The organism is bacterium (assembly GCA_036504735.1).
GTDB lineage: Bacteria > Electryoneota > RPQS01 > RPQS01 > RPQS01 > DASXUQ01.
Genome location: DASXUQ010000010.1, coordinates 202973 through 229705 on the forward strand (window position 1 = coordinate 202973; position 26733 = coordinate 229705).

The 26733-nt window shown below is 58.8% G+C and carries 20 protein-coding genes; 14 read left to right on the forward strand and 6 right to left on the reverse strand.

Going from position 1 to position 26733, the window contains the following annotated elements; translation table 11 throughout:
• The first annotated feature begins 4 nt into the window (after nt 1-4).
• From asnB to VGL38_10200, 13 genes are all read left to right on the forward strand, one after another.
• Nucleotides 5-1840, forward strand: coding sequence for an asparagine synthase (glutamine-hydrolyzing) (gene asnB, locus VGL38_10140; GenBank protein ID HEY3295789.1), 1836 nt, complete (start codon nt 5-7; stop codon nt 1838-1840).
• Nucleotides 1841-1990: 150 nt separating this feature from the next.
• Nucleotides 1991-2887, forward strand: a complete 897-nt coding sequence (locus VGL38_10145) for a flagellin (protein ID HEY3295790.1) — start codon at nt 1991-1993, stop codon at nt 2885-2887.
• Nucleotides 2888-2997: 110 nt separating this feature from the next.
• Nucleotides 2998-4914 carry a flagellar filament capping protein FliD gene (fliD, locus tag VGL38_10150; protein ID HEY3295791.1) on the forward strand — a complete coding sequence of 639 codons (1917 nt, stop codon included), beginning with the start codon at nt 2998-3000 and terminating at the stop codon, nt 4912-4914.
• Between the two features lie 2 nt (nt 4915-4916).
• On the forward strand, nt 4917-5333 hold the full coding sequence (fliS, locus tag VGL38_10155; GenBank protein ID HEY3295792.1) for a flagellar export chaperone FliS: 417 nt from the start codon (nt 4917-4919) through the stop codon (nt 5331-5333).
• Between the two features lie 70 nt (nt 5334-5403).
• Entirely contained in the window at nt 5404-5712 is a 309-nt protein-coding gene (locus VGL38_10160) for a hypothetical protein (GenBank protein ID HEY3295793.1), read from the forward strand.
• Nucleotides 5713-5914: 202 nt separating this feature from the next.
• On the forward strand, nt 5915-6730 hold the full coding sequence (locus VGL38_10165) for a response regulator (protein ID HEY3295794.1): 816 nt from the start codon (nt 5915-5917) through the stop codon (nt 6728-6730).
• On the forward strand, nt 6727-8010 hold the full coding sequence (locus VGL38_10170) for a HAMP domain-containing sensor histidine kinase (GenBank protein ID HEY3295795.1): 1284 nt from the start codon (nt 6727-6729) through the stop codon (nt 8008-8010). Before VGL38_10165 ends, VGL38_10170 begins: the two co-directional genes overlap by 4 nt.
• Nucleotides 7988-8353, forward strand: a complete 366-nt coding sequence (locus VGL38_10175; protein HEY3295796.1) for a response regulator — start codon at nt 7988-7990, stop codon at nt 8351-8353. Before VGL38_10170 ends, VGL38_10175 begins: the two co-directional genes overlap by 23 nt.
• A gap of 1 nt (nt 8354) precedes the next feature.
• Nucleotides 8355-8663: an Hpt domain-containing protein gene (locus tag VGL38_10180; GenBank protein ID HEY3295797.1), complete on the forward strand. Its 309-nt coding sequence runs from the start codon at nt 8355-8357 to the stop codon at nt 8661-8663.
• A complete protein-coding gene (locus VGL38_10185; protein ID HEY3295798.1) occupies nt 8660-10153 on the forward strand; it encodes a response regulator in 1494 nt (497 codons plus the stop codon). Before VGL38_10180 ends, VGL38_10185 begins: the two co-directional genes overlap by 4 nt.
• A gap of 39 nt (nt 10154-10192) precedes the next feature.
• Nucleotides 10193-10558 (forward strand): response regulator, encoded by a 366-nt coding sequence (locus tag VGL38_10190; GenBank protein ID HEY3295799.1) that lies wholly within the window; start codon nt 10193-10195, stop codon nt 10556-10558.
• Between the two features lie 153 nt (nt 10559-10711).
• Nucleotides 10712-12673 carry a response regulator gene (locus tag VGL38_10195; protein ID HEY3295800.1) on the forward strand — a complete coding sequence of 654 codons (1962 nt, stop codon included), beginning with the start codon at nt 10712-10714 and terminating at the stop codon, nt 12671-12673.
• 64 nt (nt 12674-12737) lie between these two features.
• Nucleotides 12738-13340 (forward strand): phosphatase PAP2 family protein, encoded by a 603-nt coding sequence (locus tag VGL38_10200; protein ID HEY3295801.1) that lies wholly within the window; start codon nt 12738-12740, stop codon nt 13338-13340.
• A gap of 60 nt (nt 13341-13400) precedes the next feature.
• Here the strand turns inward: VGL38_10200 and VGL38_10205 are convergent, their stop codons facing one another.
• Nucleotides 13401-13802: a hypothetical protein gene (locus VGL38_10205; protein ID HEY3295802.1), complete on the reverse strand. Its 402-nt coding sequence runs from the start codon at nt 13800-13802 to the stop codon at nt 13401-13403.
• Nucleotides 13803-13880: 78 nt separating this feature from the next.
• On the opposite strand from VGL38_10205, the gene VGL38_10210 reads away from it, so the two are divergent.
• Nucleotides 13881-15284: an MBL fold metallo-hydrolase gene (locus VGL38_10210; GenBank protein HEY3295803.1), complete on the forward strand. Its 1404-nt coding sequence runs from the start codon at nt 13881-13883 to the stop codon at nt 15282-15284.
• A gap of 79 nt (nt 15285-15363) precedes the next feature.
• On the opposite strand, the gene VGL38_10215 is transcribed toward VGL38_10210, so the two are convergent.
• From VGL38_10215 to VGL38_10235, 5 genes are all read right to left on the reverse strand, one after another.
• Nucleotides 15364-18522, reverse strand: a complete 3159-nt coding sequence (locus VGL38_10215) for a S8 family serine peptidase (protein HEY3295804.1) — start codon at nt 18520-18522, stop codon at nt 15364-15366.
• A gap of 146 nt (nt 18523-18668) precedes the next feature.
• Nucleotides 18669-19880, reverse strand: coding sequence for a T9SS type A sorting domain-containing protein (locus tag VGL38_10220; GenBank protein ID HEY3295805.1), 1212 nt, complete (start codon nt 19878-19880; stop codon nt 18669-18671).
• Between the two features lie 378 nt (nt 19881-20258).
• A complete protein-coding gene (locus VGL38_10225; GenBank protein HEY3295806.1) occupies nt 20259-22721 on the reverse strand; it encodes a T9SS type A sorting domain-containing protein in 2463 nt (820 codons plus the stop codon).
• Nucleotides 22722-22879: 158 nt separating this feature from the next.
• Nucleotides 22880-23263: a hypothetical protein gene (locus VGL38_10230; GenBank protein HEY3295807.1), complete on the reverse strand. Its 384-nt coding sequence runs from the start codon at nt 23261-23263 to the stop codon at nt 22880-22882.
• Nucleotides 23264-23493: 230 nt separating this feature from the next.
• Nucleotides 23494-26526, reverse strand: a complete 3033-nt coding sequence (locus VGL38_10235; GenBank protein ID HEY3295808.1) for a PAS domain S-box protein — start codon at nt 26524-26526, stop codon at nt 23494-23496.
• Nucleotides 26527-26733: the final 207 nt, after the last annotated feature.

Sequence of the window (26733 nt, forward strand, 5' to 3'; positions counted from 1 at the left end):
TCTTATGTGCGGATTTGCCGGCGAATTTCTGCTTGACGAACAGGACCAGGTGAACCCCCGGACCCTCGAGCGCCGCGCGTGCTATTTGCACCACCGTGGTCCCGATGCTCAGGGCACATGGCATGACGAGCTGGTGGGGCTTTCCCACGTGCGCCTCAAGCTGCTGGATCTGGACAATGGCCGTCAGCCCATGCGCAGCCCGCAGGGCACGGTGCTATCCTATAACGGGGAAATTTACAACAGCACCGAGCTGCGCGCGGAACTTACCGTGCGCGGTCACGAGTTCCGCACGGTCAGCGACACGGAAATCGTGCTGGCCGCCTATGAGACATGGGGCGCCGCCGCATGGAACCGTCTGAACGGCATGTTCGCCTTCGCGCTGTATGATCCGCACAAGGCCCGGCTGTATCTGGTGCGCGACCGGCAGGGCATCAAGCCAGCCTATTACCGTTTTACACCGCGCGCCGTGGAATTCGGCAGCGAGCCCTCGGCATGGGATCATCTGCATGTCGGCCAGACTCCGCTGAATCCTCCGGGCGTGCTGCATTACCTGCGTTTTGCGCAGCCCACGTCCGGCGCGCATTCCCTCTTCCACGACCTCAAGGTGCTGGAGCCGGGAACGCAGCTCGTGGTCGATCAGCATGGAGCCGTCGTTGAACGCTGGTTCGCGCCGTCGCAAAACTCCCACGTCGGGACTCAGGACAGCCTGCCCGTGATCCGCGCCAAGGTGCGGCATCTTCTGCATCTGGCCGTGGGGCGTCAAATGGTGGCCGATGCGCCGGTGGGTGTGTTCCTCTCCGGCGGGGTAGACAGCGCCATCCTCGCCGGACTGCTTGCGCAGATGCGGCCCGAGCGTCCGCGCACCTATACCATTGCGCTGGAAGGCGATGAGGCGGAGTTCGCTCCCGCGCAAGCGGTGGCCGACCGCTGGAAGTGCCGCCACACGCAGGTCGCGGTCTCGCCCGCCCGCTTCTTTGAAGCCATGCGTGACATCGTCCGCCTGCGCCATGTTCCCACAGTGTATCCGAATGAAATTCTGATTTGTCTCCTCGCGCAGGAAGCGGCGGCGGATGTCAAAGCCGTGCTGACCGGCGAGGGCGCCGATGAACTTTTCGGCGGGTATACGGGAGTGCTGACGGTCTTTGACCTCTATACCCGCGCCTTGGCCTCTCCGGAGCCGCTGAAGGTGCTGCTGCAGAACGTTTTGAAGACCGAGAACCCCAACCTCGATCTGCGCGACGACTCGCGCTTCTTCGCCAGCGTCTTCTCCTGGTTTCATCCGCAGGAATTGGAGCCTCTGCTTTCGCGGCGCTGGCGGGAACACCTGCACCGGTTTGAGGCCGAAGATCCCTTTGCCGGAATCCTGCGGACTTTTGGCGGCACCTCTCCGGAAAATCGTTTCCACTGGCTGTTGCAGTATGCTCATCTGCCCAACCTGCTGGGACGTTTGGATGGCGCAACCATGGCGGCCTCCCTCGAAGGGAGAGTGCCCTACACCGACACCGATTTAGTGGAATATGTCTCGGCGCTGCCTCATGCTCTGAAATTTGAGGCGGGTCAGCCCGACAAACCTCTCCTTCGCAGCATTTTTTTCGATCTCTTGCCTCCTGAGGTGGCCCAGCGGCCCAAACGTGCCTTCGATGCCTCGCTGGATCGCCTCTTCGCGAGCCCCGAGGGTCGGCGCGAGCTGGAGCAAATCAACCATTCCGGACCGATGTCGGAGATCTTCAACCCTTCGGCGCTCGCCATGTGGTTGAACTCCAACCGGTCGCTCGGCCACTGGCAGAAGTGCTGGCTGCTCGTCTGCCTGAACATGTGGCTGAATCGCAACATCTTGTAGCTCATTGGAATAGAGACCCTTCTCCGGGTACACTGCGCTAAAGTCCACCGCGCCTTCGCCGATAACTCTAACGAATAGTTTGAACGCGAGGCATGAAAGCGAGCCCAGCGTCCCTGTGTCACAAAACGCACTCTTCGGAGGAGGAAGTAAATGAGTACACGGATTAATCACAACATGCTGTCGATGTCGGCGCAGCGTTCAATCTGGACAACCCAGAATGATCTCGATGCGTCGGTGCAGAAGCTGTCGACAGGCCTTCGGATCAATAATTCTTGGGATGATCCGACAGGCTTGGGTGTCTCGGAGCGCATGAGGGCGAATATCGCCGGTATGCAGGAAGCCGAGAAGAACGCGACCTACGACGTCAATATGTTACAGACGGCCGAAGGCGCGCTGGGTGTTATCGATGAGAAGCTCGTCCGCATGCGCGCCATCGCGGTGCAGGCTTCCAACGGTATCCTGACCACGTTGGACCGGCAGGTGGCCAACGTGGAATTCCAGCAGCTCAAGAGCGAAGTAAATCGTATTGCCAAGACGACCAACTACAACGGCTTCTATCTGATCGACGGCAGCCACGCGGCGGCCACGGCGAACACCGATACCACCCTCGCTTTGGGTTACAACGGTGTTTCCGAGACCGACGCCTCGGGCATCAAGTTCCACATCGGTGAGAACAATATCGCCGGTCAGGATTTCTACTATGTGAACCTGGGCGACATGACCTCCTCCGCATTGGGTCTGAACAGCCTGAACGTGGCGGACACGGCGTCCTCGCAGGTCGCGGTGGACACGTTGATCAAGGCCATCAATTCGAAAGACACGGAGCGTACGTTCATCGGCTCGATGGTCGAGCGCCTCCAGAACAGTATTCTGAATCTCAAGATCTCGCAGGAAAGCGCGACCAATTCCGAGTCGACGATCCGTGATACGGACTTCGCCGCGGAAATGTCGAAGTTTACCCGCGCGCAGATCCTGATGCAGACAGGTGTCTCGATGCTGAGCACAGCCAATCAGCTCCCGAACATCGTCTCGCAGCTTGTAGGATAATGGCCCGCACTTTCCGCGAAGGAAAGAGCGTGGCCGAAAGGTAATCGTGCCGGGCGCCGCTTTCTGCGCCCGGCCATGGCCACGACTCCGCCTTCAGAAAGGAAGTGCCTATGTCTTCAAATCCAACATCCACTGTGTCGGGGTTGGTGTCCGGCATGGATTGGGAAACGACGATCAAACAGCTTCTGGCGATTGAACGTCGTCCTCAAATCATGCTCCAGGATCGAAAAGATCAAAATGACACCAAGTTGAGTTTGTGGGCGCAGATCCAATCGAAGGTCCAGAATCTCCAAAGTGCGATGGAGGGCATGGACCAGCGGTCTGAGTTCGCGGTAAAATCGGCATCCTCCTCCGATCCATCGTTAGTGGCGGTTGCGGCTAATGCCTCTGCGGCTGAAGGAGCGCACACCCTCGAAGTGCTGCAGCTCGCCAAGGCCCACAGAATCGCGGCACAGGGATGGCCAGACAAGAGTCAAACCGGCGTCGGTGACAGCGGTGGTAACTTCGTGATCCAGGTCAACGGACATACCATCACTCTCGCCGACGCCGATCTCTCTCCGTCCACCACCCTGGAGGACCTGCGCAATCTCATCAACGGCTCCGCCGACAACCAGGGGCTGGTCACCGCGTCCATCGTCGACGATGGCTCGGGAACGAACCACTACCGCCTCGTCCTTACGTCCGACGCGACGGGCACCGATAACCAGATTGTCATTTCCAACAACCCGACCGGTCTGGACTTTGCCAACAATCGCATCGACACCGCGGAAACCGGTCCCAACTGGACAGGCACGTCGGCCCTGACCACATTGGGGAGCTATTCCGGCACCACCAACAAAACCTTCACGTTCACCGTGGCCGGTTCGGGAACCCAGACCGTCGGCAGCGGGGACATGACTCTCAACTGGGTCGACAGCCTCGGCAATACCGGATCGGTCGTCGTCCCCAATGGCTACGCGGGCGACAATCTCGCGGTCTCCGAAGGCGTACAGATCTCCCTTGGCGCGGGCGACCTCGTGGCCGGACAATCGTTCGATGTGGACGTCTTCACGCCGCAGCTTACCGCCGCGCAGGATGCCCATATCCGCATGGACGGCATCTTTATGTCCAAGGCGTCCAACACCGTCACCGATGTGCTCGACGGCGTCACCATCAACTTGCTGTCTGCCGACGCCAACAAGACCGTCAACCTGTCGATCTCCAATGACAAGCAGGCGGTCAAGGACAAGATCCAGAGCTTCGTGACGTCCTACAATTCGCTGATGACGGACATGTCCACCTTCTCGGCGTACGATGACAAGAACAAAGTGTCCGCGCCGCTGACCGGGGACAGTTTTCTGAGTTCCATTCGCTCCCGGCTGTTGTCGACCGTCGCCGAAGCGGTTAAGGGGCTTCCGGATTCCGTCCGCTACAACAACCTGTCGTCGGTGGGGATTACGAGCGGCACGGGCGGACAGCTCAGCGTCGACAGCGAAGCCCTCGACACCGCCCTTGACGAGCACTTCGAGGATGTCGTCAACTTTTTCACCAAGGATTTCACGTCGGAAGACAGCAAAGTGTTCTTCGTCAACGCGGGCGAGAATACGCAGCCGGGCTCCTACAATCTGCAATTCAGCTATGACGCGTCCGGCGCGATTTCCGGCGCGACCATCAACGGCCATGCGGCCACGGTGGATGGTCAGCTTATCCATGGCGCGGCCGGAACCCCCGTCGAAGGGTTGATTCTCGGCTTCACCCATTCGGGCGGCGGCGCAGGCAGCGTCAACACCGGCATCCGTTTCTCGCAGGGCATCACCGGATCTATCGCCGCCGAATCCGCTCAAATCGTCAATGACACCACCGGGACGGTTCACTTTGCGATGGATGACCTGACCAAAGCCAATGAGTCCCTTGACCGTCAGATTACATCCTGGGATAGCCGTCTGTCGACCACCGAGGAACGGCTGCGGCATCAGTTCACCCAGCTCGAGACCCTGATTTCACAAATGAAGAACCAAAGCAGTTATCTTTCTGCCACTCTTGGATGACCATGAAACTGAATTCTACGCACACGATCTACAAGGAGGCGGACGTCGCCTGCAGCCGTCCGCAACTCGTGCTCATGCTGCTCGACGCCGCCGGCCGCTATTCCCGCGAAGCCGCGTCTCATCTGCGGGCCGAACGCTGGGCCGAAAAGGGCCAGGCCGTTGACGCCGCTTTCGAATGCCTGGCCGAACTCCGCAAGGGCCTGGATATGACCGCCGGAGGCGAGGCCGCCGCCAATCTCGATCAGATGTACGACTTCCTGATTACCAAGCTGACCATCGGCAATGCGTCCCGCGACGCCGCGCAATTCGATCAGGTTGCCCAAGCGGTACAGACCTTGCGTGATGCGTGGGAACAGCTCTTCGAACGTCTCCGCGCCGAAGGTAAACTCGTCGCCGATGATGGCGCCATCATACGGTAGTACTTGAGCGTGGCATGAACCTTGCTCAATACTCTGATATAGCAAACTCACACTCCTATGCGATATTGCCATGAAAGTTAATGATCTGCATGGTGCCATCCGCGGCCTCGACCCGCGCGAACTCCAGAAAACGGAGCGGCCTCCCGAAAAACCGGAAGCCGCGAACCACCAGTCCACCGATGGTGACTCACTGGATGTGAGCCTGTCTGCTCATGTTTCAGCCCGTTCCAGCGAAAACATGGACGCATCGCAGGAGGCCTCCGCCCTCAGCCCGGCGCGAGTGCAGGAGATCCGCGACCGGATTCAGTCCGGTTTCTACAACTCCCCGGCGGTGATCGGCGACACTGCAGACAAGCTGTTGAGCTTTTACTCCCGCTAACCAAGTTTTGTCCTTTCCGCTACAGAAAGTGGGTCAATTTTGCCCACTTTTTTGTTGGCCTCCGCCCGACCCCGGCCTTTCTCCGCCTGTTTCCCACCCAAACGCATGACAACGCGTCAACTTCCTTATGGTATGAATCTTGCCGAATTGTCATTTATGAACTGTCTCTGCGCCTATCCTGAACCTACTAAGAGTCCTGCCCGTGAGTCGAATTCTACTGATTGACGACGACGTTCAGGTGAATGAAGTGATGAAAGCGACCCTCGAGGTCCTCGGACACAATGTTGTGGCCGTCGAAGATCCGCAGAAGATCGCCGAGACCCTGACAACCTTCCACCCCGACGTCACGCTGGTGGACTATATGCTGCCCGGCATTTCGGGTCTCGACGTGTTGCGCGAACTCAGCCACTCCGATCCCCATTCCATCCGCTACCTTGCCACAGGAATGGCCGATTTCCGGTTACTGCAGCGCGCGGTAGATGCCGGAGCCAGTTCCCTGTTGAGCAAGCCCTATCGCATCACCGACCTCGTCGCGCTCATGGACCTGGCCGCGCAACTTGCCGCCGCTCTGCATGCGGAGCAAACGCCCGGCAACGCGGCGGACGCGTCCCTGTGCCTGAATTTTTCTATGGCCGAAACGGCGGACATGGGCGACATGATCGGCCAACTGATCTCCTTTGCCCGCAGCCATGGGGCGGAGGATGACGTGGCCACTCGCCGCCTGCCGCTCATCGCCGGCGCGCTGGTCCGCAACGCCCGTGTGCACGGCGTTGCACAGGGCGCAGACTCGTTCACGGTAGAAATCGAAGACAGCGGAACGAATTTCCGCCTGAATGTGACCGATAACGGCCGGGGCTTCGACTCGCAGAAGGCCGTTGCCCGCGCCCGCTCCTCTATGGACAAGCCCTGTGCCTCGGGACTGCAGCTTGTACTCGCGTTGAGTAATGAGCTGCGCTTCGAAAACAACGGCTGCCGCGCGTGCGTAACTCTCGGCAAATCCGGACGGGAAACGCCATGACATCCGCGGGCGCCGCCAACGGGAGTCCGCATCCCTTAGGGAAGAACCTCCTCCCACCGGACCTGATTGCCGGCGGGGAGGCAGGATTTTTGCCTGTTGTTTTGCATTTGCTGGATCTGCTGCCGCTGGCCTGCCGCATCGTGGATGCAGACCGCCGCGTGGTGTGGCAGACACCCGCACTGCAAAACCTGCTGACGCTCAACGGGGACCTGTGCTGCGAGAGCCTTGGCTGTCAGCACCATGCTGCCGACTGCCCGAGCCTGCGCACCATCCAGTCGGGCCGCGCCCAGCGCGCCAACCGCTGGCTTGGCCGGCTGTATGTGTCCGTGGAAACGGTGCCGCTGACCGCCGCCATTGATGGCCGCGACGCCAGCTTCGAATTTTTCACGGACATCACCATCGAAAAGCGGCTCGAGACCGCCTATATTCAGCAGCAGGAACTGCTGGAAGCCACCAACAAGGCGATGATCGAAATCAATCATCACCTCGAAGCGGCGCAGCAGGAACTCGAAGTCAAGAATCAATCCCTCGAGCAGGCCAATGATCAATTACGCTCGCTGGATCGTCTGAAAGATGAGTTCATCAGTATCGTCTCCCATGAACTCAAAGCGCCGCTCACATCGATTAAGGGATCGGTTGATCTGATTCAGCTCTTCGAACGGGACAAACTCAGCCCCAAAGGCAGCGAGCTGCTGGCCATCTGCCGCCGCAGCACGGACCGCCTGAACGGCATGGTCAAGGATCTGCTGGACGTCGCTCGCATCGAATCGGGCCGCCTCAGTCTGGAATTCGTGCGTTTCCCCCTGCACTCGGTGATTGTCGAGTGCTTCGAGACGTCGCGCACTCTTGCCGAGCAGAAATCCCTCAGGCTGGACAACGGCGTGCCCGAGGAACTGGAAATTGAGGCGGACTATGGCCGCCTGCTGCAGGTCCTGATCAATCTCGTGAACAACGCCATCAAGTTCACCGATCAGGGCGGCATCACGGTAGACGCTCTTGCCGAACCTGCCGTGGTCACGATCACCGTGACCGACACGGGTATCGGCATCCCCGAAGACGCTCAGGCAACTATTTTCGAAAAGTTCGGGCAGGTCGGCAGCACCTTACATCGGAACACCAACGGCACCGGCTTGGGATTGTCCATCGTGCGCGGGATCGTTCGGGAGCATGGCGGTGAAATCGGAGTGCAGAGCGTGCCGGGCCATGGCAGTTGCTTTACCTTCACGATTCCCCAACCTCCAGGAAAGGTACGCGCCTATGCCGCCAGTCCTCTTGATTGATGACGATCCGGATATACGCGTGCTCGTAGAGATGGCTCTCCGCCTGCACGACATCGACACCATTGCCTGTTCGCAGGGTATGGAAGGCCTGAAGGCTCTCGAGACGTCCATCTTCAGCCTGGTCATCCTCGATGTGATGATGCCGGACATGTCCGGCTATGAAGTGTTACATACGATAGCCACGCGCTTCGGGACTCAGGCGCCACCGGTCGCGGTGTTCTCCGCCCGGCCTCCCGACGCGCTGGCCCGGGAACTCCACGGTTTGCCCGTCGCCTGCATCCTGCCCAAACCCTTTGAGCCGGACAAGCTGGCCACGATTGTTGAAGCTCTAATAAGGAAATAATATGGCCGAGTCTCAACCCAGCCGGGTGGTGAAGGAGCTGCGCGCGGCATACCTGAAATCCCTGGCGGTGAAGATGACAGAACTCGCGGAGGCTCTCAAGGCCCGCCAATTTTCCGCGATTGTTCGCCTCGGACACCAACTCAAGGGCTCCGGCCGTTCCTATGGCCTGCCCGAAATCTCGGACCTTGGCGCTCGCATGGAAGAGGCCGCCGAAAATCGCCGGCTGACCGTGCTGGAACCCCTGCTGGCCGAGTTCGAGGCGACGATGAACCACGTCGCCGATGATCAACCTACGTCGGAGAAATCGTGAGCGAAGTGCGCCCATTGATTATCGTCGCCAATGATGACGCGGATATGCTCCAACTGACGGCGGCGCAGATCCGCGAATACGGCTACACCAACGTTATCACGGCGGACGACGGCGATGTCGCGGTGGAACGCGCGCGCGAACTCCGCCCCGACGTGGTGATCTCCGATGTCTCGATGCCCCGCGTGGACGGTTTTCAAGTCTGCCGGATTCTCAAGTCTCCGCTGTTCAACGGCAGCGAGACCATTCCCGTGATTCTGACGTCCGCAACCTACCGCGACGTGATCGCCGAACAGGTTGCCCGCAGCGTTAAGGCCTATGCGTATCTCGAGCAGCCGCACGATCCGGCGACGCTCTTTCGCCTCATTGAGCTGGCGCTGGGGAAGACTCAGCCGGAAATTACCGACCGCCACCTGCTCCGGTACCTCGGAACCATCGCCGTTGTCGATGATGATCCCGATGTCGTCCGCCTGCTCGAGCATATCCTGCGGTCCGACGGCTGGCGCGTGCTGGTGGCCACCGATGGCGCTCAGGCCAAGCGCCTGATCGAAGAGACGCCCGTGCAGCTTGTCCTGCTGGATTATCAGATGCCCGATTGCAACGGGCTCGAACTGCTGCGCTGGGTCAAGCAGAAGCGCCCGCAGGCCGTCGCCATTATGATCACGGCCAACTCCAGCGAAGACGTACTGATTGACCTCATCAAGAGCGGCGCCGATGATTATATCCGCAAACCGTTCGATCTGGACACGGTCAGCGTCGCCTGCCGCAATGCGCTCAACAAGTTCAACTTCCTGCGCATCCACGAGCAATTCCAGGAAAAGATCGAGAAGCTCCGGTCCGTAACCGACTACCTCGATCTGGTGATCAATCTCAGCCAGGAAGCGATCTTCTCCTGCGATCTGGTGGGCCGCTGCCGCATCTGGAATACCGGCGCGGAAAAGATGTACGGCTACGCCGCCGAGGAGATGCGCGGTCACATTGTCGACGACTTCCTCGATCCGCCCGACTTCAAGCGCAAGTCGCCAGATGTCATCAAGATCCTCAAGCAGCGCGGCGGCTCGATGGTCGAGCCGGAGATCATGCGCCGCAAGAAGAGCGGCGAGATCTTCCCCGTATTCGCTACCTATTCGGCCATTTATAATTCCGAAGGGGAGTACATCGGCTTCTCGGTGATCGAACGTGACGTCACCACCGTGCGCGCGCTCGAAACCGAAAAGATCAAATCTGCTCGTTTGCGGGCTATCACCCAGACGGCCGTGACGGCCAACGACCAGATTAATACCCCGCTTGGCGTCATTCTCGGCTACGCGCAGTTCCTGCAGCGCAAGCTCGGGCCTCTGAGCCCTGAAGACACGGCGGCGCTCGAAACGATTCAGCAGCAGGTCCTCAAGATCAAGGGGATCATGAACAAGCTCAAACTGATGAGCGATCCCATTGTCAAGAACTACTCCATCGAAGGAGTGACCATGCTCGACCTGAATCAGTCCCGCTAATCCCGATTCGCAATCAGTACAACACAAATAGGGTGCTCTATGGAAACGTTGAAAAAAAAGGTGCTGGTGGTGGATGATGACGAGGTCATCCGCGATCTACTCATTAACTTCCTGAAGTTCTCCGGTTACGAGGGAACGGGTGCACCCAACGGTCAAGCCGCGCTGGATATCGTGCTGGTCGATCCGCCGGATATGATCATCACCGACATCCACATGCCGTTCATGAACGGCTTCCAGTTGCTGCGCGCCGTCAAACGGGTCAATCCTGACTTGCCCGTGGTGTTTATCACCGGCTTTGCCCACTTCCGCCGCTTCTTTGCCGACAAGACGGCCCGGGCGGACGGATTCCTCGAGAAACCCTTCTCGCTGGAAGCTATCGACAGCCTGGTGAAGAAGTTTCTGTAAACCGGACGCATTCACTGGCCGAATCGTCAGGGCACCCGGTCCGCGTCATTCTGTCGCCGGTGGGTGCCTTTTGCCGCTTGTTGAAGGGGCGGTTTGGAGCTACACCTCGAGCCCTATTGACTATCTGGCTCATAATGAATATATTTGACCCATATGGAAAGCCGTGAACTGCTTATTATTGATGATGACGAGTCGATCCACAAGGTGCTTGTGGACTATCTCTGCTCGCGGGGGTTCAGTGTCTACTCGGCCTTTAATGGGCGGGAAGGACTGGACCTGCTCCGCCGTCATCCCAGCATCCATCTGGTCATTACCGACGTCCGGATTCCCGGTGCGGACGGGCTTGAAGTCCTGACACAGATCAAACAGCGCTACCCGCAGATGCAGGTGGTGCTGATGACCGCGTTCAGTGACAAGAACCTCGCCATCCGGGCCTTCCGCCAAGGCGCCGACGACTTCCTCGAAAAGCCGTTTCATCTTGATGATCTGGGCGAGGTTCTCGAACGCAGCGTGAGTCGGCAGCATCTCCGCTCGCTTTCGCGCCGCTGGCGGCAACTGCTCGAACACCTGCCCCTCGGTCTGGTGATCTGTTCGCCCGACGGCATGGTGGAGGGGGTAACCCCTGCCGCCCAGCTTCTTCTGAACAGCTCGCTGGAGGATATCGTCGGCCGGCCGCTGTGGGAGGTTCCCGGGCTGGAAGCCGCGAAGACCTTTCAGCCGCAAGACACCCCCGGCACGCAGTCTGAGGTGATTGAGGTCAGTATCTGCGGACGCTGGATCGTCGTGCAGCCTGTCGAAACCGGCCTCGGCTCCGATATCGTCTCGACGTTCTTCGTGGTCTCGGATATCACGGAAGAGAAGGCGCTGCAAAGCGAACTCTCCAATTTGTCCAAGGAGTTCGAGGCCCGCGTCGAAGAGCGAACGCAGAACCTGATTACGGAACTGGAGTTTTCCCAGCAACTGCTCGACACCGCCGGTGTGCTGATTGCCGTGCTTGACGGCGAGGGCAAGCTGGTGCGGCTCAACAAGTTTGCCGAGGAGATTTCGCGCTTCAACCGCCGCGAAGCCGAGCATGTCTTTTCGCATTTTGTCCAGCATCCCGAGTCGCCGCTCTCCCGTATCTTTGATCCGCGTTCCACTGAGGAGCTGGCCGGACTGATTGCCGATCTGCCCACGCGCGACGGCTCCATGCGCATCATCTCCTGGAGCACACGCAACTTCGTCTCGCGCCAGGGCATGAAGGGCCGGCTGATTGTCGGGATCGACGTCACCGAGCAGAAACAGCTCGAGTCCATGCTCAAGAGCTACAATGTGCAGCTCGAGAACATGGTCGAATCGCGCTCGCTCGAACTTCGCAAAAAGGACGCGCAGCTCATCCACACCGCGCGTTTGGCGTCCCTTGGCGAAATCGCCGCCGGCATCACGCACGAAATGAAGCAGCCGCTGAATGTGATCTCCATTACCGCCGATCTCATCAAGCTGCTGCACAAGAACCGCACGCTGACCGACGATCTGCTGCTCTCCAATCTCGAGAAGATCCGCCGCACGGTCGACCGCATGGCGACCACTATGAATCACCTGCGCGGCTTCACGCATATCGATTCGGCCAACTTCAAGCCGTTCCGTATTCAGGAAGCGGTGGATGGGGCACTGTCCATCATTGGCCAGCAGATCCGCCTCGACGATATCGACATCAGCCTGGAAATGCCCGATCAACTCCCCAAGATCCAGGGAGAGCTTCATCAGATCGAGCAGGTGCTGGTCAACCTGATGCAGAATGCCCGCGATGCCATTGTCGGCAAAATGCAGGCAATGGAAGCCACGGGCACGATGGATGGCGCACCCAAACGTCTGGCGGTGCGCGGCGGCGCAAGGAACAATGGCCGCGAAGTTTATGTAGAAGTGGAAGACACCGGTTCGGGCGTGGACGCGGCCATCCGCGAACGCATCTTCGAACCGTTTTTCACCACCAAGGAAGCGGATCGCGGCACAGGACTCGGCCTGTCGATCAGCATGAACATTGTTCAGTCCCACGGGGGTGCGGTCGAACTGGAAAGCACTCCCGGCCAGGGCAGCACGTTTCGCGTGATCTTTCCCGCGGCCCCGTCGGAGTAACGCGCGGTGGCGGGTGGAGTTCGCGCCTCCCATTTCCTTGCTCTGTAACCAGATTAGGTTGAACGTGGGAACTGACTTTTCCTGGCTCATCAATATGGACCGCGCCGCGTTCGAGGTCCTCAATAAGACGTTCACCAGCCGTCTGTTCGACTCGCTGATGCCTGTCGTCTCCAACATGCTGGTCTGGGTGGTGCCCTTGGGCATCGCGTGGGTGGTGTTCTTCTTCTTCACCGACCGCCGCGGCAAGATTGTCGCCCTCTGCTGCTTCGTGGTCATTGCGGCCACCGACCAGCTCTCATCGCACGTCGTCAAGCCCGCTGTGCAGCGCGTCCGGCCATGCAACGTGGTACCGGAAGCGCGGCTCTACAAGGACGGACAATGGCAAACCACCGACAAATTTGCCCTGACCACCTATGTCCACTCGTACAGTTTTCCTTCCAGTCATGCGGCCAATATCGCGGGGCAGGCGATGTACTGGGGCTACTTCTATCCGGAAATCAGCCCCCTGCTGGCCGCTGCTGCGTTGCTGGTAGGTTTCAGCCGCATCTATCTCGGCATGCACTGGCCGTTTGATGTGCTGTCCGGCTATCTGCTGGGCATCGCCGTCGCCCTGACCATTGCCTACCCGTTGCGGGCCTGGGTGTTGCCGCGAGATGAGAACCGATAACAAAAAAGAACCCCGATGCTATCGGGGTTCTCACATTTGTGGAAGAGTCGGACGGGTGGTTCAGCGGAACATGGCTTTGATCGAGCCCCACGTGTGCTGCACTGCCGAGAAAGACAGGGACACTTCCCGGATATCGCTATACCGGTACGTTCCGTCCCGGTCTACCATCTTCAGACGGTAGTAAAACATGCGCTGATTGTCGGCATCCAGCGGGCTGATATCGGAGAACTCATACTGCGAGTAGGAGCCCTTCGCATTGATCTGCCCAACCGTGAAAAAGGTCCGGGCATCCGCCGAACGCTCGATCACGAACATCTGGAAATTCTCTTCGAGGCCGGTGGACCATTCAAGCTGGCTATGATCTACAACCGGAAATACGCGAAAGTCTGTCAGTTCAATGGCCGCCATTCCAGCGGCGGCACATCCTAACAACAATAGAAACAAAAGGGTATACTTATACATGGAAGAAACCTCCCTGTTCTTCAACAATCAGAAGTTACCGATTAATCTTCAAATTGTCAAGTACCTTAGGACAGCAAGATGAAGTTAACCTTTCACGGGGCATCCGGCGAAGTGACGGGGTCCCAATATGTCTTTGAAGTTGGCGGTCGACGGGTTCTGATGGAATGTGGTCTCTTTCAGGGGCGGCGCCAAGAGGCGTACGACAAGAACCGCCATCCCGACTACGACGCCCGCTCCCTGAATGCCGTCGTGCTTAGCCATGCCCATCTTGATCACAGCGGCAATCTGCCGCGGCTGGCAAGTCTCGGCTACAACGGGCCGGTGTTTATGACTCCGATCACAGCGGACCTTTGTGATCCCATGCTGCGGGACTCGGCGCATGTGCAGCTTAAGGATTTGGAATTTGTCAACAAGCTCCATCGTCGCAAAGGCCGTCCGGCCTTCAACCCACTGTACACGATGGAAGATGCCGAGCAGATCCTGACCCAATTTCAACCCCGTCCCCTGCGTCAGACCTTTGATGTGGTGCCGGGAGTGCGGGCGACGTTTATCAATGCGGGGCACGTGCTGGGTTCAGCGCAGATCATTCTGGATCTGGAAGAGCATGGCCGCCACCTGAGACTGGGCTTTACAGGAGACCTTGGCCGTTCGCAACTCCCGGTACTCAAAGACCCGGATCATCTGACCGATGTGGACGTGCTGATGACCGAAACCACCTATGGCAACCGTGATCACGATCCGATCACCGAGAGCGGGCCGCAGTTGTTGGAGGTGATTCTCTCGACGTATGCCAAGCGCGGCAAAGTGATCATCCCGTCGTTTGCCCTCGAACGCACACAGGAGTTGCTGTTCCTGCTGGCCGAGATGCGCTCTTCAGGAAAGCTGCCAAAGGATATGCCGGTCTATGTGGACAGTCCGCTGGCGGTCAAATGCACGGAGATCTTTGCCCGCCATAAGGAAGCTTACGATCCGGAGACGCAGGCCTTGATCAAGAGTGGCATCAATCCCTTCGACTTTCCGGGCCTGCATTTTACCCAGTCGGTGGAGCAGTCGAAGGCTCTGAATGTGGCTGGGCAGCCGATGATCATTCTGGCGGCTTCGGGCATGATGGAAGCGGGGCGGATTCTGCACCACCTGCACAACAATATCGAGGATCCTCACAGCACGATTCTGATCGTGTCCTATCAGGCAGAACATACCTTAGGAAGACGTATAGCAGAACGTATGCCGGAAGTGAACATCTTCGGTGAACCGCACAAATTACGCGCGCGGGTGAAGATACTCAACACTTTTTCTGGTCATGCGGGCAAAACGGATCTTTTAGCCAACGTTCGGATGGTGAAAGAGACGTCTCCACGGCTGAAAACGGTCTATTTGGTCCATGGTGAAGAGTCCCAAGCCGTGCCGTTCATGCAGACCCTGCAAAGTTGGCACGCGTTCGACTGTGTTTACCCCAAAAGAGGGGAGACCGTAGAACTCTAAGGTTTGAACATTGAACCGGAAACGGCAAAGCCCCGGCTTTTGGGCCGGGGCTTTGTGCATGCAGGAAATGGCGACGGGGTTACTTTAGCAGCATCAGTTTTTGGGTTTCGACGTGGGTTCCAGCCTGGAAGCGGTAGAAATAGACGCCGGAGGACGCGCTTTCACCCGACCAACTGTAGGTGTGGGAGCCAGCTTTCATTGGCTGATTGACCAGCGTGGCCACCTTCTGGCCCAACAGGTTGAACACATCGAGCCGCACGGCGGCATCGGCGGTGAGTTCAAACTGGATGTTTACCGTATTGTTGAAGGGATTGGGATAAGCCTTGCAGAGTTTCTCCGACTGCACCACGGGTTGGCTATCGAGGACTTCCTGATCGGACGGGCGGCCCATGCGATGATTCAGACGGTCATAGAAGTCAGACAAACGCCGGTGAGCGGATGCGGGTGTGCTTTGGACCTGCGGCCCGCCTGTAGAAAGCAGGGACACGATGTCAGACGCCACGGCGGCCCACAGGCTGTCCTCGCCTGCCGGTTCGGCCAGAATCGTCTGCAACTCGGTCGTAGCCGCAACGTAGTTCTGCGCGGCAATGAGCGCCCAGACCGCTTCGCGCCGTCCGGCATACCTTACGGCCATCGGGCGGGTCGTATCGGCCCAAAGAGTGTACAGCGAATCAAAGAGCACTGTGCCCGAAGGGACGGTGTGCAGGCCCGTCCGCAAGGCTCCACGCGCGGCCCAAAGCGCGGCTTCATCGTCAGGATATTGATCCAGCATGGCGCGGTAGCCTTCGCTGGCCGTGCTGTAGCTGCTGTTCAGTTCGCTGGCGGCCGCATCGGAATAGGCGGCGAAGGCCGGGTCTTTCTCGGTAATGATCAGGGTTCCGCAGGTGGTACCGCTGGCGGAGGGTTGGCCAACAAACCCGGTCGTCGGGCAGAAGTGCTTGTTCGTGGAACTGGGTGCGGAATTGTCCGGCTCGAAGTAGTTTTCCTTGACATTGTGTTGCTTCACGATTCGGCAGCGCTGACTGACATCGTACATGTACGTGCCGTTGACGTCAAAATGGAAAGTATTGAAGCCGGAGTTCAGCAGCGGGTAGGACGTGGACAGGTAAACCAGCGGCGCAAAGCCTGCCGGTGGATCCTCGCAAATGCACGTGAATCCGCACGACCCGCACCAGAGGGCACTCTGGCCGGCTCCCACATAGTTGCCGGCGGAGGCCTGGCCGTACTGGTTCAGGACGATGTTGGCGGCGTTCTCGCACTTGATCTGATAGGGGAGATTCAGCGCAATGCGGTTGCAGGTCAGGCGGGCAGTGGTGGTATTGAAGTAGCAGCCCGCGATCGGCGATGTTCCGGTGCCGTTGCTCACGATGGTATTGTGGTCAAACAGCGCCGCTTCGCCGGTGTTCGGATCGTCGCCCACCCAAAAGACACCGCCCCGGCCACAGTTGCGGATCGTGTTGTGGGTGATCGTGCCCTGACTGGTCGCGCCGCGAATGCCGTAATTCGTGCAGGCTTCGATCAGGTTGCTGTCCACCAGCATGTTGGCGCTGGAAATGTCCAGCCCCACGCCGCAATCATAAAGGTGGGAATTGTTGACGACGCAGCCCGGAGTCGGCTTATAGACGAAGATTCCGCCGCCGCGCACGACACCATAGCTCATCATCAGGCTCGACTGATAGCCGTGAACGTTAATGGGACCCCACGTGCCGGTGCCGCTGGGCTCGAGCCGAACCGAGTCCGACGCCGTTCCGTTGACCACCAGTGTCCCCAGCACTTCGAGCGTCGCGCCCGGCCCGAAGGTCAGCCGGACTCCCGGTTGCAGCGTCAAGGTTTTTCCCGCCGGGACAATCAAGCCGCCTTCGATGTAATAGGGGCTGTCACCTGAACCGGCGTAATTGGGGCTGTGCGGATCGTAAATATGGGGACGGATCGTCAAGTTAGTCGCCAGCGTCTTTACGCCGGGTGCGCGCAGCAAGGCTTTGAAGGCGTTGACACGACCGTAGCCGGAGACCGTATCCGGGCCGGGCTGAAGAATATCATCGGCGCTCTGCTCGAGAATACTCCTGATTTGTGACGCGGATAAGGTTGAATCATAGGACTTAAGCAGACCCGCAATACCTGCCACGGCAGGAGAGGACATAGAAGTGCCCTCCATATATTGGACCAGTTCTGCGGGGTACTCCGTGCACATCCATCTGCAACTATCTTCCGCATGCGGAGCACGATCCGATACAATGTCCATGCAAGCATCATTGGAGCAATCTCCCAAACCACCGCCGGGTGCGGCTACGGTAACGCTATGTCCAGCACGGGAATGAAAGCAGCCTGTATGCGTACACGACTCCCCTTCCAGTCGCTCATCGTTGGGATTTGTACCGGCGATAGCAAGCACATAGGATCGCCCAGCATCATCGGCAAGGTTGGCAGGATAGTCGCAGTCCGTACCGCCAAGTTCGTTACCGCAAGCGAATGCCAAGAGCGCACCGTGCTGACCGGCGGCGTCTATGGCTACGTCAAGGGCCGGATTATCGTGCACAGGGACACTATAGCTGATGTTGAGGATCTGAGCGTGCCGGGAAACGTCGGCGTGAGTAATACAGACGGCCATTGTCCAGGCATCCGGGTCGTTTTGATAGACCATCTTCACAATTAATCCGGTGCAGGCCGGGCAAACGCCGACAACCCCATAGCTATTCTCCTCAGCTAAAGCAATCCCGGCCACATGTGTGCCGTGACCTCTAACATCGTCAAATGCCCGTTCCGGGAAAGGCGGATTACCATAACTGGGGTAACCTAAGGTATCGAGGATGATGCGTGTTGAGTCAGCAAGATCTGGATGCGTCAATACGCTATCGTAGGTTGGCACCCCTGTGTCCAGAATTGCAAGTCTGGTTGACCGCGAGCCACGGCAAATAGCATGTGCTTCCTCGATCATCATATCCGCGCCAATCGTGCCTCCCCCTTGGCCAGTGTTCTTAAAACTCCATTGAAGACTCCAGCACGAATCTGCGGTTTGAGGGTGGAAGATAATATCCGGGCAACAGTGCAGGGTGTTGGAGTTGGTTTCGAAGTCAGCGCAAAGCGGAACGACTGCCAGCGACTCGGGGAACGCAAGGAGGTACATGCGTAAGGTCGGCAGTTGGCCTTCCACTGTTGCCGCATACTTGGAACAGAGTGAACTTAATGCGGCGAAGCTCGTGTCCGTCTTCACGACGAGCATCGCTTTGCCTTTCACCATCTCCACATCTTGGCCGTTCCACGTCTCTGTAGTTGTGTTCCATTGGCCGAAAGCTACGCTTGCCCATAGTAATATCATACCGGCCGCACATCTGCATATCCACCCACACTTGAAGAAGCGTTGAGCACCCACATTGACCTCCAGTTTCATTTGAGCAGAATTATTTTTGCAGGCGGGATGATTTCCCGGCTGCCATTTGTGATTGTAGCCTTAAGAAAATAGATGCCGGAAGACAGCCCCGGCGGGTTCAGCCACACCGAGCCGGGACGCTCCACCTCTTGCGTATAAACTTCCCGGCCCAAAAGATCATAGATCTGTAGCATGGCAGGCCGATCATAGGTGACCACAAAGCCGCCATTGCTGGGGTTGGGATAGACCGTCAGGGCGGGCGTAGCCGGGAGTGGCCGGACAGGCGCGGTGGCATCGGGGACGCCCGACACATAGATTCCCGCCCCATTGATGGCCAGGCAATGGTCAGGTGCGGCAGACAGCAGGATGGCTGGAACGGTGTTGGTGGTATCCGCCTGCCACTCGGTCAGGTCGTCGGACACCTTGAAATAGCCTTCGTCAGTGTAAACCAGCAGGCCGGTCTCCGTATACGCGATGGCAGCTCCGATCGTGATGTAATCCGGAAGCGGGAATACCAAGGTATCCCCCGTCACCTCATCATAGCGGCCGATGTGGTGATAGCCGAGGGCATAAACCCACGGCTGCACAGGATGGTACGCCGTACCTTGAATCGCTTCCTCAACTGACAGCACAAGCCGGAACGTGCTGTCGGGAATGCTGACGCGCCACAACGTGTAGTCCGCCGTATAGTAGAAAACTTGCGGCGCGTTGCGCGCCCAGAAGAACGGATGAAAGTCCGTCGGCCCGCCGAACCACGTCCAATGCTGGCCGCTGTCGCGCGAAATATAGATGGAGCCGTTACCCTCTGGTTCGCTCAGGGTGACCCAAAGAGACGTATCGGCTGGGCAGATCATAAAATCGTTGGTCCCGCCCCCAAACCACGTCCAGGTGGAGTCCTCAATTTGCATGTAGATTCCGTTATCGGTAGCGGCAAAGAGGTTGGACCGGCAGTAGGGGTAGGACACCAGCCGGAAAATGCGGCGGCCGCGCAGCCCAAGATAGTGCCAGACCGTATCCGTTTCCGCACAGGCCCAGACCCCGCCCCCTTGCGGATCTCCCACATGCGCATACGCTCCGGCCAGCACCTGCGAGCGGTCCGCCGGGTCGATGATGGCACAGTACATCAAAGGTGACGGCTGCCCAAGGAACCGCCACGGGTCCTGACACGCGCAAGCCTCTCCCAAGAAGAGGCCCCAAGCCATCAAAGCAAGCCAAATCAGAGTCTTCATAGCTTCATATCTCCAAAGCCCAACAAAAAAGCGAACGGCCTTGATTTACAAGGGGTTCGCTTTGAATAGTCGAATGCAGCCACACCGCCTCCCGTCCCTAAGGTGTATAGCCAAATGATGTTGGTTCCAATATAATCTATCGGTGGCGGATTGTCAAGCCTTTTCGCATAAACAGTGGCAGTTGAAGATCGAATATGGATTTGCGTGTGAAACGGGAAGGAGTTGCATCCGGCACTCGCTGCAGGTGTGATCCTGTGCTGCCCTTCTCTTGACGGCCTTCAGAAAAACGGAACGGGCGGCCCTTGCGGGTCGCCCGTTCTAATCCTACAGATTGAGATCCTTCTGCCCGAAGACGGGCGTCAGGATGACCCTAAAGGGTCACTTCATCAACAACATCTTGTGGGCAGCGCTGAAGCTGGCGGACTCGATGCGGTAGATATAGACGCCGCTCGAAAGCGAGCTGGCATCGAAGTGAGCGGTATAGGAACCCGGAGCCACCTGGCCGTCAACCAGCGTCGCCACTTCCTGGCCCATGACGTTGAAGACCTTCAGCGTCATACGTTCGGTGCGCGGCACGGAGTAACGGATTTCCGTGGTGGGGTTGAAGGGGTTCGGGAAGTTCTGCTCGAGCGTCCACTGCGCCGGGATCACGTGAGTGTTGTCCGAGACGGCGTTGGTCGAGACGATGGTGGCGTGGATGTTGTAGAAGTAGTTGGCCGTCGCCGGGGCGCCGGTGCCATTCCACGTGTAGTTGTGAGCATCATCCCACGGCTGGGAATCATCACCCAGAATGGCCGGGAATGCCGTATCGGCCGTGCTGACGGTCTCAATCCAAACCCAGAACGGGCCGGTGAGGTTGTGCAGCGTGGCTTCACTGTGCGTGTCCACGGTCTTCCACTGATCCGGGCCGGTTTCGCTGGAGGCCACGGTGATCAACTGATTGTACAGGGACGTTCCGGGAACGCCGGCGTTGTCGGCATAGACATGATAGCGGATCGGCAGATCGCCGGGCTGGCCCATGTCATACTGCGCGAGCAGGCCGGTCACATTGTAGGTTCCCACCACCACGGAGTCGGTCTGCGGGGTGAACTTCACCAGCGGGCCGGTGCCATTAGCGTAGTTGAATCTCCAGTGCACCGTGCGGTTGTCATAACCGATTTCCGGTTCGGCGGACGCCGGCTGCAAAACGACGTTATTGACGATAGAGGAGTCGTTGCTCAGATTCTCGTCCGTGCTGAGTTGTGACCACGCCTTGATGGTGTAGGTGCCGGCCGTGTTCAGGGTCACGTTACCGATCTTGGTGACGGTAGCGCCCGGCTCCAGCGAGAACTGGGTGAACGGACGGTTGGTCTGGCCATTGGCAATCACGCGGAAAAACGCAGGAATGCTGTTTTCCGCCGTCTGGCCGACGTTCTGGAAGTAGGCCTTGACGCGGATCGGGCGGCTGACCATGTTGGGGTACTTCACCTGGAAGGTGTAGCAGGTCACGTCATTGGGGAAGCCAGCCGTGTAGTCGAGGGTAAAACCGTCGAACTTGGGGCCGACATCCACGGTGTTGTGATTGCTATCCGACTGGAACGTGAAGCGGAACTTCAGCACGTTGCCGAGCAGCGCGGAGAAGTTCATGGGGTTCTGATAGGAGGAGTCGAACCCTGCCCACGTCGGCGGCAGATCCGTGTAGACGAAGTTCTGGGCCGGCGGCGGCTCGCAGGTCGGGTTGGAAACCGCGCACCAGCTACGGCCGGAGTCGATGGAGACTTCCATGCCCCAGTAGTCGCAACGAGCGGGGAAAGAGTCGCATTGAACCACACCCGTGCAGGCCACGTCGGCGATCAGGGTGCCGTTGGCGTGATTACGGGTATCCATAAGCGGCGACTCGAGCACCGTATGCATGTTGGCATTATACTGGCTGTTCGAAGCGTTATTGCACACGACAATGTGCGAGCCTGCCGGGGAGGAGGCATCGGTGGCAATGCGCCAGAGATTGCCGCCTGTGGGCAGGTTGGTGCTCGTCGTCCACTGGCCAACCGCATTGCAGTCGTCGGAGAACACGGTGTCCGTGGCGCCGGTCTGATAGACGCGGATGTTGTCGACTTCCCAGCCGAACATGGAGGGGATATCAGGAGTCGAGGTGGCCGGATCCGAGGCAAAGGCAAAGCGCAGTTTCACATTCTGGCCAGCCCATGCGGAGAGGTTCACCGTCTCCTGATGCCACGTGGTGCTGGCACCACACCAACCGGGCACGTTGATGCCTTCATGGTGCTGGAAGCCGAAGCTATAGAGGCTTGTGCGATCATAGGCCGGACTCAAAGCTGTTGAAGGAACAACAGTCCACGTGGCGCCACCGTTGGTGGAGATGCGGAGATTGCATCCGTCCCAACCGTTGTAACTGGGGGGATCAAATGGGCCTGTGGGCGTCTCCACACTGTAGCGGTGCCAGAAAACCATGCCGGGAGTCGTCGCCGGAAGCTGAACCGGCGGGCTGTCGAGCACCCAGTATTCGGCATCATGATAGCCATTCAAACCATTGGTGGTGTCGCCGACCCACCAGGAGGTCCCGGTGCCGCCGAAGGCATTGAAGTCATCAATGTGCCACGGGGATGGGGCTGCGGTCAGATCGATAGGCGTCCAGCCATCAAGGTCTCCGGTCTCCCAGTTCTCAAAGTAGATGTTCTCATCCAGAGCGCGGCCATGCGGGCGCACGGTCACGTTCGTCGCCCGTTGTACTTCCGGGCTTCTGTGCTGAATATCACCGATCAGTGTGTTCGTCATGCCGGCAAAAGCCGCCATCGTAAGGCACACGGTGCAGAGCAGCATCCAAACAGGCAAACGTCGAGTCATCAGTGTGTTCTTCCTCCGTCGGGTTATCACTCGATCCGCATCATGCGGACCTGTGGAGTAGCAAAGTGCATTTGAAATAAAATAATCAATTCCATAGGCATAGTCAAGTTTTATCGTACTGCGGTTTCAGTACTTCAGACACCCCTCAAAGGTGGTCATCATACAATTTTTCCAATGATATAACCAATGACGATGCCAATCAGAAAGACATAGGTCAGCACACGGGAATCCACGACCGAGCGGGAGTGTCCCCTTTGGGCCAGAAAGATGGCCGCAAAGTACCCCGCGCCGTTCATCAGCCAGAGGAAGGGAATGGAGAGTGCCTTCAAGATGAGTGGGCCGGCCCAGGGGATAAGGCCGAGAATGGCGATGAGCCCGGTAAAAGCCGACGTCAGCAGTCCCACCAATGCGGCAATTGCTGCCACCAGACTGCCCTTGAGGCCCAGCAACCAGCCGACCAATACGACCAGCAGAGTGACGGCCAGCGCGATCAGGGTGCGCCTGTATTGGGCCCAAATGATAGCGATTCTTGGAGTATACATAATTTCCTATCCACTAATTGCTATGCAAAAGATACGCCCATCCGCAACCATTTGCAAGCGGCACGCCGGAGGAAAGTTATTCGCAGCCATGCCCACTGCACCATAGAAAACCGGCGATAAACATTTAGGTCTTTGTTTCTATTCTTATTGGTAAGCAGTTGTCCGCTACTATGGAAAGACCCCGCTCGGAAAAGCGGGGTCACCATTGTTCGAGAATGTCGGCGCAGGAATTAGCCGCGCAAGGCGGCGGCAATTCGCAGCAAGTACTCCCGGGTACCTGCCGGCTTCTGGATGATGTCCTTCACGCCGATTGCTTCCAGTTCAAGGCGCAGCTCCGGTTCGAGGTAACCGGTCGTGGCGATGACTTTCAACTCCGGTCTGTGCTGCATCATCCAGCGAATGGCATCGGTTCCGGCAAGGTGGGGGAGACCGAGATCGGACAGCACCAGATCAACCTCCAACATGTGCTGTTCGAACAGGACTACCGCCGACACTCCATCGCGGGCAACCAGTGTCTTGTAGCCGGCAGCCGTCAGGGACGTGACCAGAAGTTCGGCCAGACTGGCCTCGTCTTCAATAATCAGGATGGTCCCCTGCCCCTGTGTCAGCACTTCCGTCTGTCGCGGCTTCGCGGGACTCGCGGTCACGTTGGGCGGGACGGGAATGTAAAGATGAAAGGTGCTGCCTTTCCCAAGGTCCGACTCCACGCCGATAAACCCCTTGTGGTTGCGTACAGCGCCGTAGGACACCGCCATGCCGAGGCCGGTGCCTTTGCCCTTTTCCTTGGTGGTGAAGAAGGGCTCGAAGATCCGCTGCCGCGTGACCGCGTCCATTCCGGTTCCGGTGTCGGTAATGTCAATCAGGACATAGGAGGCGGCCGAGGCGTCTGCAAAGGAGCGGCGGACCGTCGTGCCATCCACGACACTTGTCTGGATCGTCATCACACCGCCGTCCGGCATGGCATCGCGGGCATTGACGCAGACATTCAGGAGGGCCTGATGAACCTGAGCGGCATCGGCCATGATGAGGGGCAGGGATTGGCCGGGAAGGAAACGGACCTCGATGGTACGCGGAAAGGTCTCTTGCAGCATCCTCCGCAGCTCCTTCAGCATCACGTTGAGGTCCAAGGGTCCGTACACGATGTCGCTCTTGCGGGCGAAGGTCAATATCTGCCGGACCAGTCCCGCGCCGCGATCCGCAGCAGCTTCCATGGCGGTCAGGCCTTTCTGCACGTTCGCAGGCAGGCCTCCACTGGTTTGCAGCATGCTCACATAGCCGAGAATGATCGCCAGAATATTGTTGAAATCGTGGGCGATGCCGCCGGCGAGTGTGCCGATGGATTCTAACTTTTGGGCCTCGAAGACCTGCCGCTGCAGAGACTGTTTTTCCTCCTGCGCGCGGGCCCGCTCCGTGACGTCGCGCACGATTCCGAGGACCGCGTGCTGGCCGTCCCAGTCCACGAGGCTGAGGCGTGCTTCCGCGGGGAAAGATGTACCGTCCTGCCGCTGCATGTCGCCTTCCACGAAGACATAGCCGATGGATGCCAATTGTTCGCCGATGCGGCGCGGCTGATCCGGCGTTGCCGGGACAGCCACATGGGAAACGGTCATGGAGGTCAGCTCGGTGTGCGAGTAGCCAAGTGCCTCGCAGGCGCTGCGGTTCACGGCGATGATCTGCCCGCTCTCTCCGACCAGGAAGATGGCGTCGCCGGCGCATTCGAACAGTTGGCGGAACCGCTCTTCGCTGTGGTGGAGTGCGGATTGGGCCTCCTCGCGTTCCCGCAGCGTACGCAGAGCCAGAATGCCATAGGCGAGATCGTCGGCCAGTTCCTGAAGCAGGTAGACCTCAAGGTCGTCGAACGCCGTCGGCTTGGAGGAGTACAGCGCCAGTGTTCCCAGCGGCGTCCCGGACGTCTTCAGCGGCAGAATGATGAAGGACGGACAATGGCGGTCATCCACGCCGAATCGCAGGGTCAGGTCCACCAGGTCTCCACCCGTATCCTGCGCAACATAGACCTCCCCCTGCCGCAACTTGTCGATGATGGATGCTGTCCGGTCGGACTCCAGGATCGACGCGATTAACAGGTGTCTTTCGTCTTCATCACTGTCAAGCCCGTAGTGAGCTGCAGGAGTAATACGGGAGAAATCGCCGTCCGGGACGGACCCTACCCATGCAAGGCGGTAGCCGCCGATTTCCACCAGTGCGTGGCAGACCCTGTGGAGGAGCACCTGCTCTTCCTGAGCGCGCACCAGGATCTCGTTGCAGGCGCCGATGGTCCGCAGGGCGCGGTTGGTCTTGCGCAGCTCCATTTCGACTTGGGCGCGCACGATGGCTGAACCGATCAGGTCCGCCGCCGTGCGCAAGGCATCCACCTCGGAGACGGTCAGCTCGCGTTCCTCGCGCACCTCCGCGAGGGCGATATTTCCCCACCAGTCAGCGCCGGCGAAGATGGGCAGCATCGCCACCGTGCGTGCGCCGGTGGCCTCTAAGGCGGCGCGCTCACCCGCCGGCAGATCGCGCACATACTCACAGATCAGGTCTCCCTCAGAGAGGACATTGATCCAGCGCGAAAAGGCGCCGCCGTTGAGGGAAGCGAAGGGACCGTTTGCGGACTCCCCTTCCGGCACAACCAGATCCTTAGCGCGCCAGCAGAAACGCAGCGCAAAGCGCACACAGTTCTCTTCGTCGCGTTCCACCTCTGCAAGGTATAGATGACTGACGTTTACGGCAACCCCGAGGCGGCGCAGAATTCCGGGAATCCGCGTGCGCCAGTCGCCGGGCTCGAGAAACTGATCGGCGGCGAAATTCACAGCACTGAGAATCCGCTCGCGCCGCAGGGCTGCGGCCTCGCGGCGGCGTGGCTCGGTCAAGTCCCGGAGAGTGATCAGCAGCAGCGTAGTACACCCGGAGCGCAGGGGAGTGACCGTCAAGGCCGCGTCGAACATCGTGCCGTCCACACGCCGTACCGTGCACTCGATCCGCTCCGGGGTGCCTGCGAGAGCGGTGACATACAGACTGCCGATCCGGCTTCCGTCCGCATCATCGGTGGACGTGTCGAGCACAAAGGATTCAATGGGGCAGCCGATCAGATCATCGCGGGCGCCGGAAAGCGCGGCGGGGGCGCTGTCGCTGCAATCGCAAATCATGCCATCCTTCAGCAAGAGCGCCGCGTCCTCGAAGCCATTGGCGATCTCGCGGAACAGGGTGTAAAGATCGGTAGAACCGGAATCCGGCTCGTGACGAAAATGAGGAGCAATCGTCATAGTTGCCCTTTCGCCATCATGAGGCGACGCATTTTTCTAATCAGCATCGAATTGAAACCTGGAGTGTTTGGAGTTCAGGTGGCCACGGTTTTCAACTGGGTCTGATCCACAACGGCATAAAGCCAGAGAGTCTAATAGTTGTCCTGCGAGCGCCTTGGCGCCACCCGCTAATGAAATCAGAAATTTTGTATGAAAGATGCAGCGAAA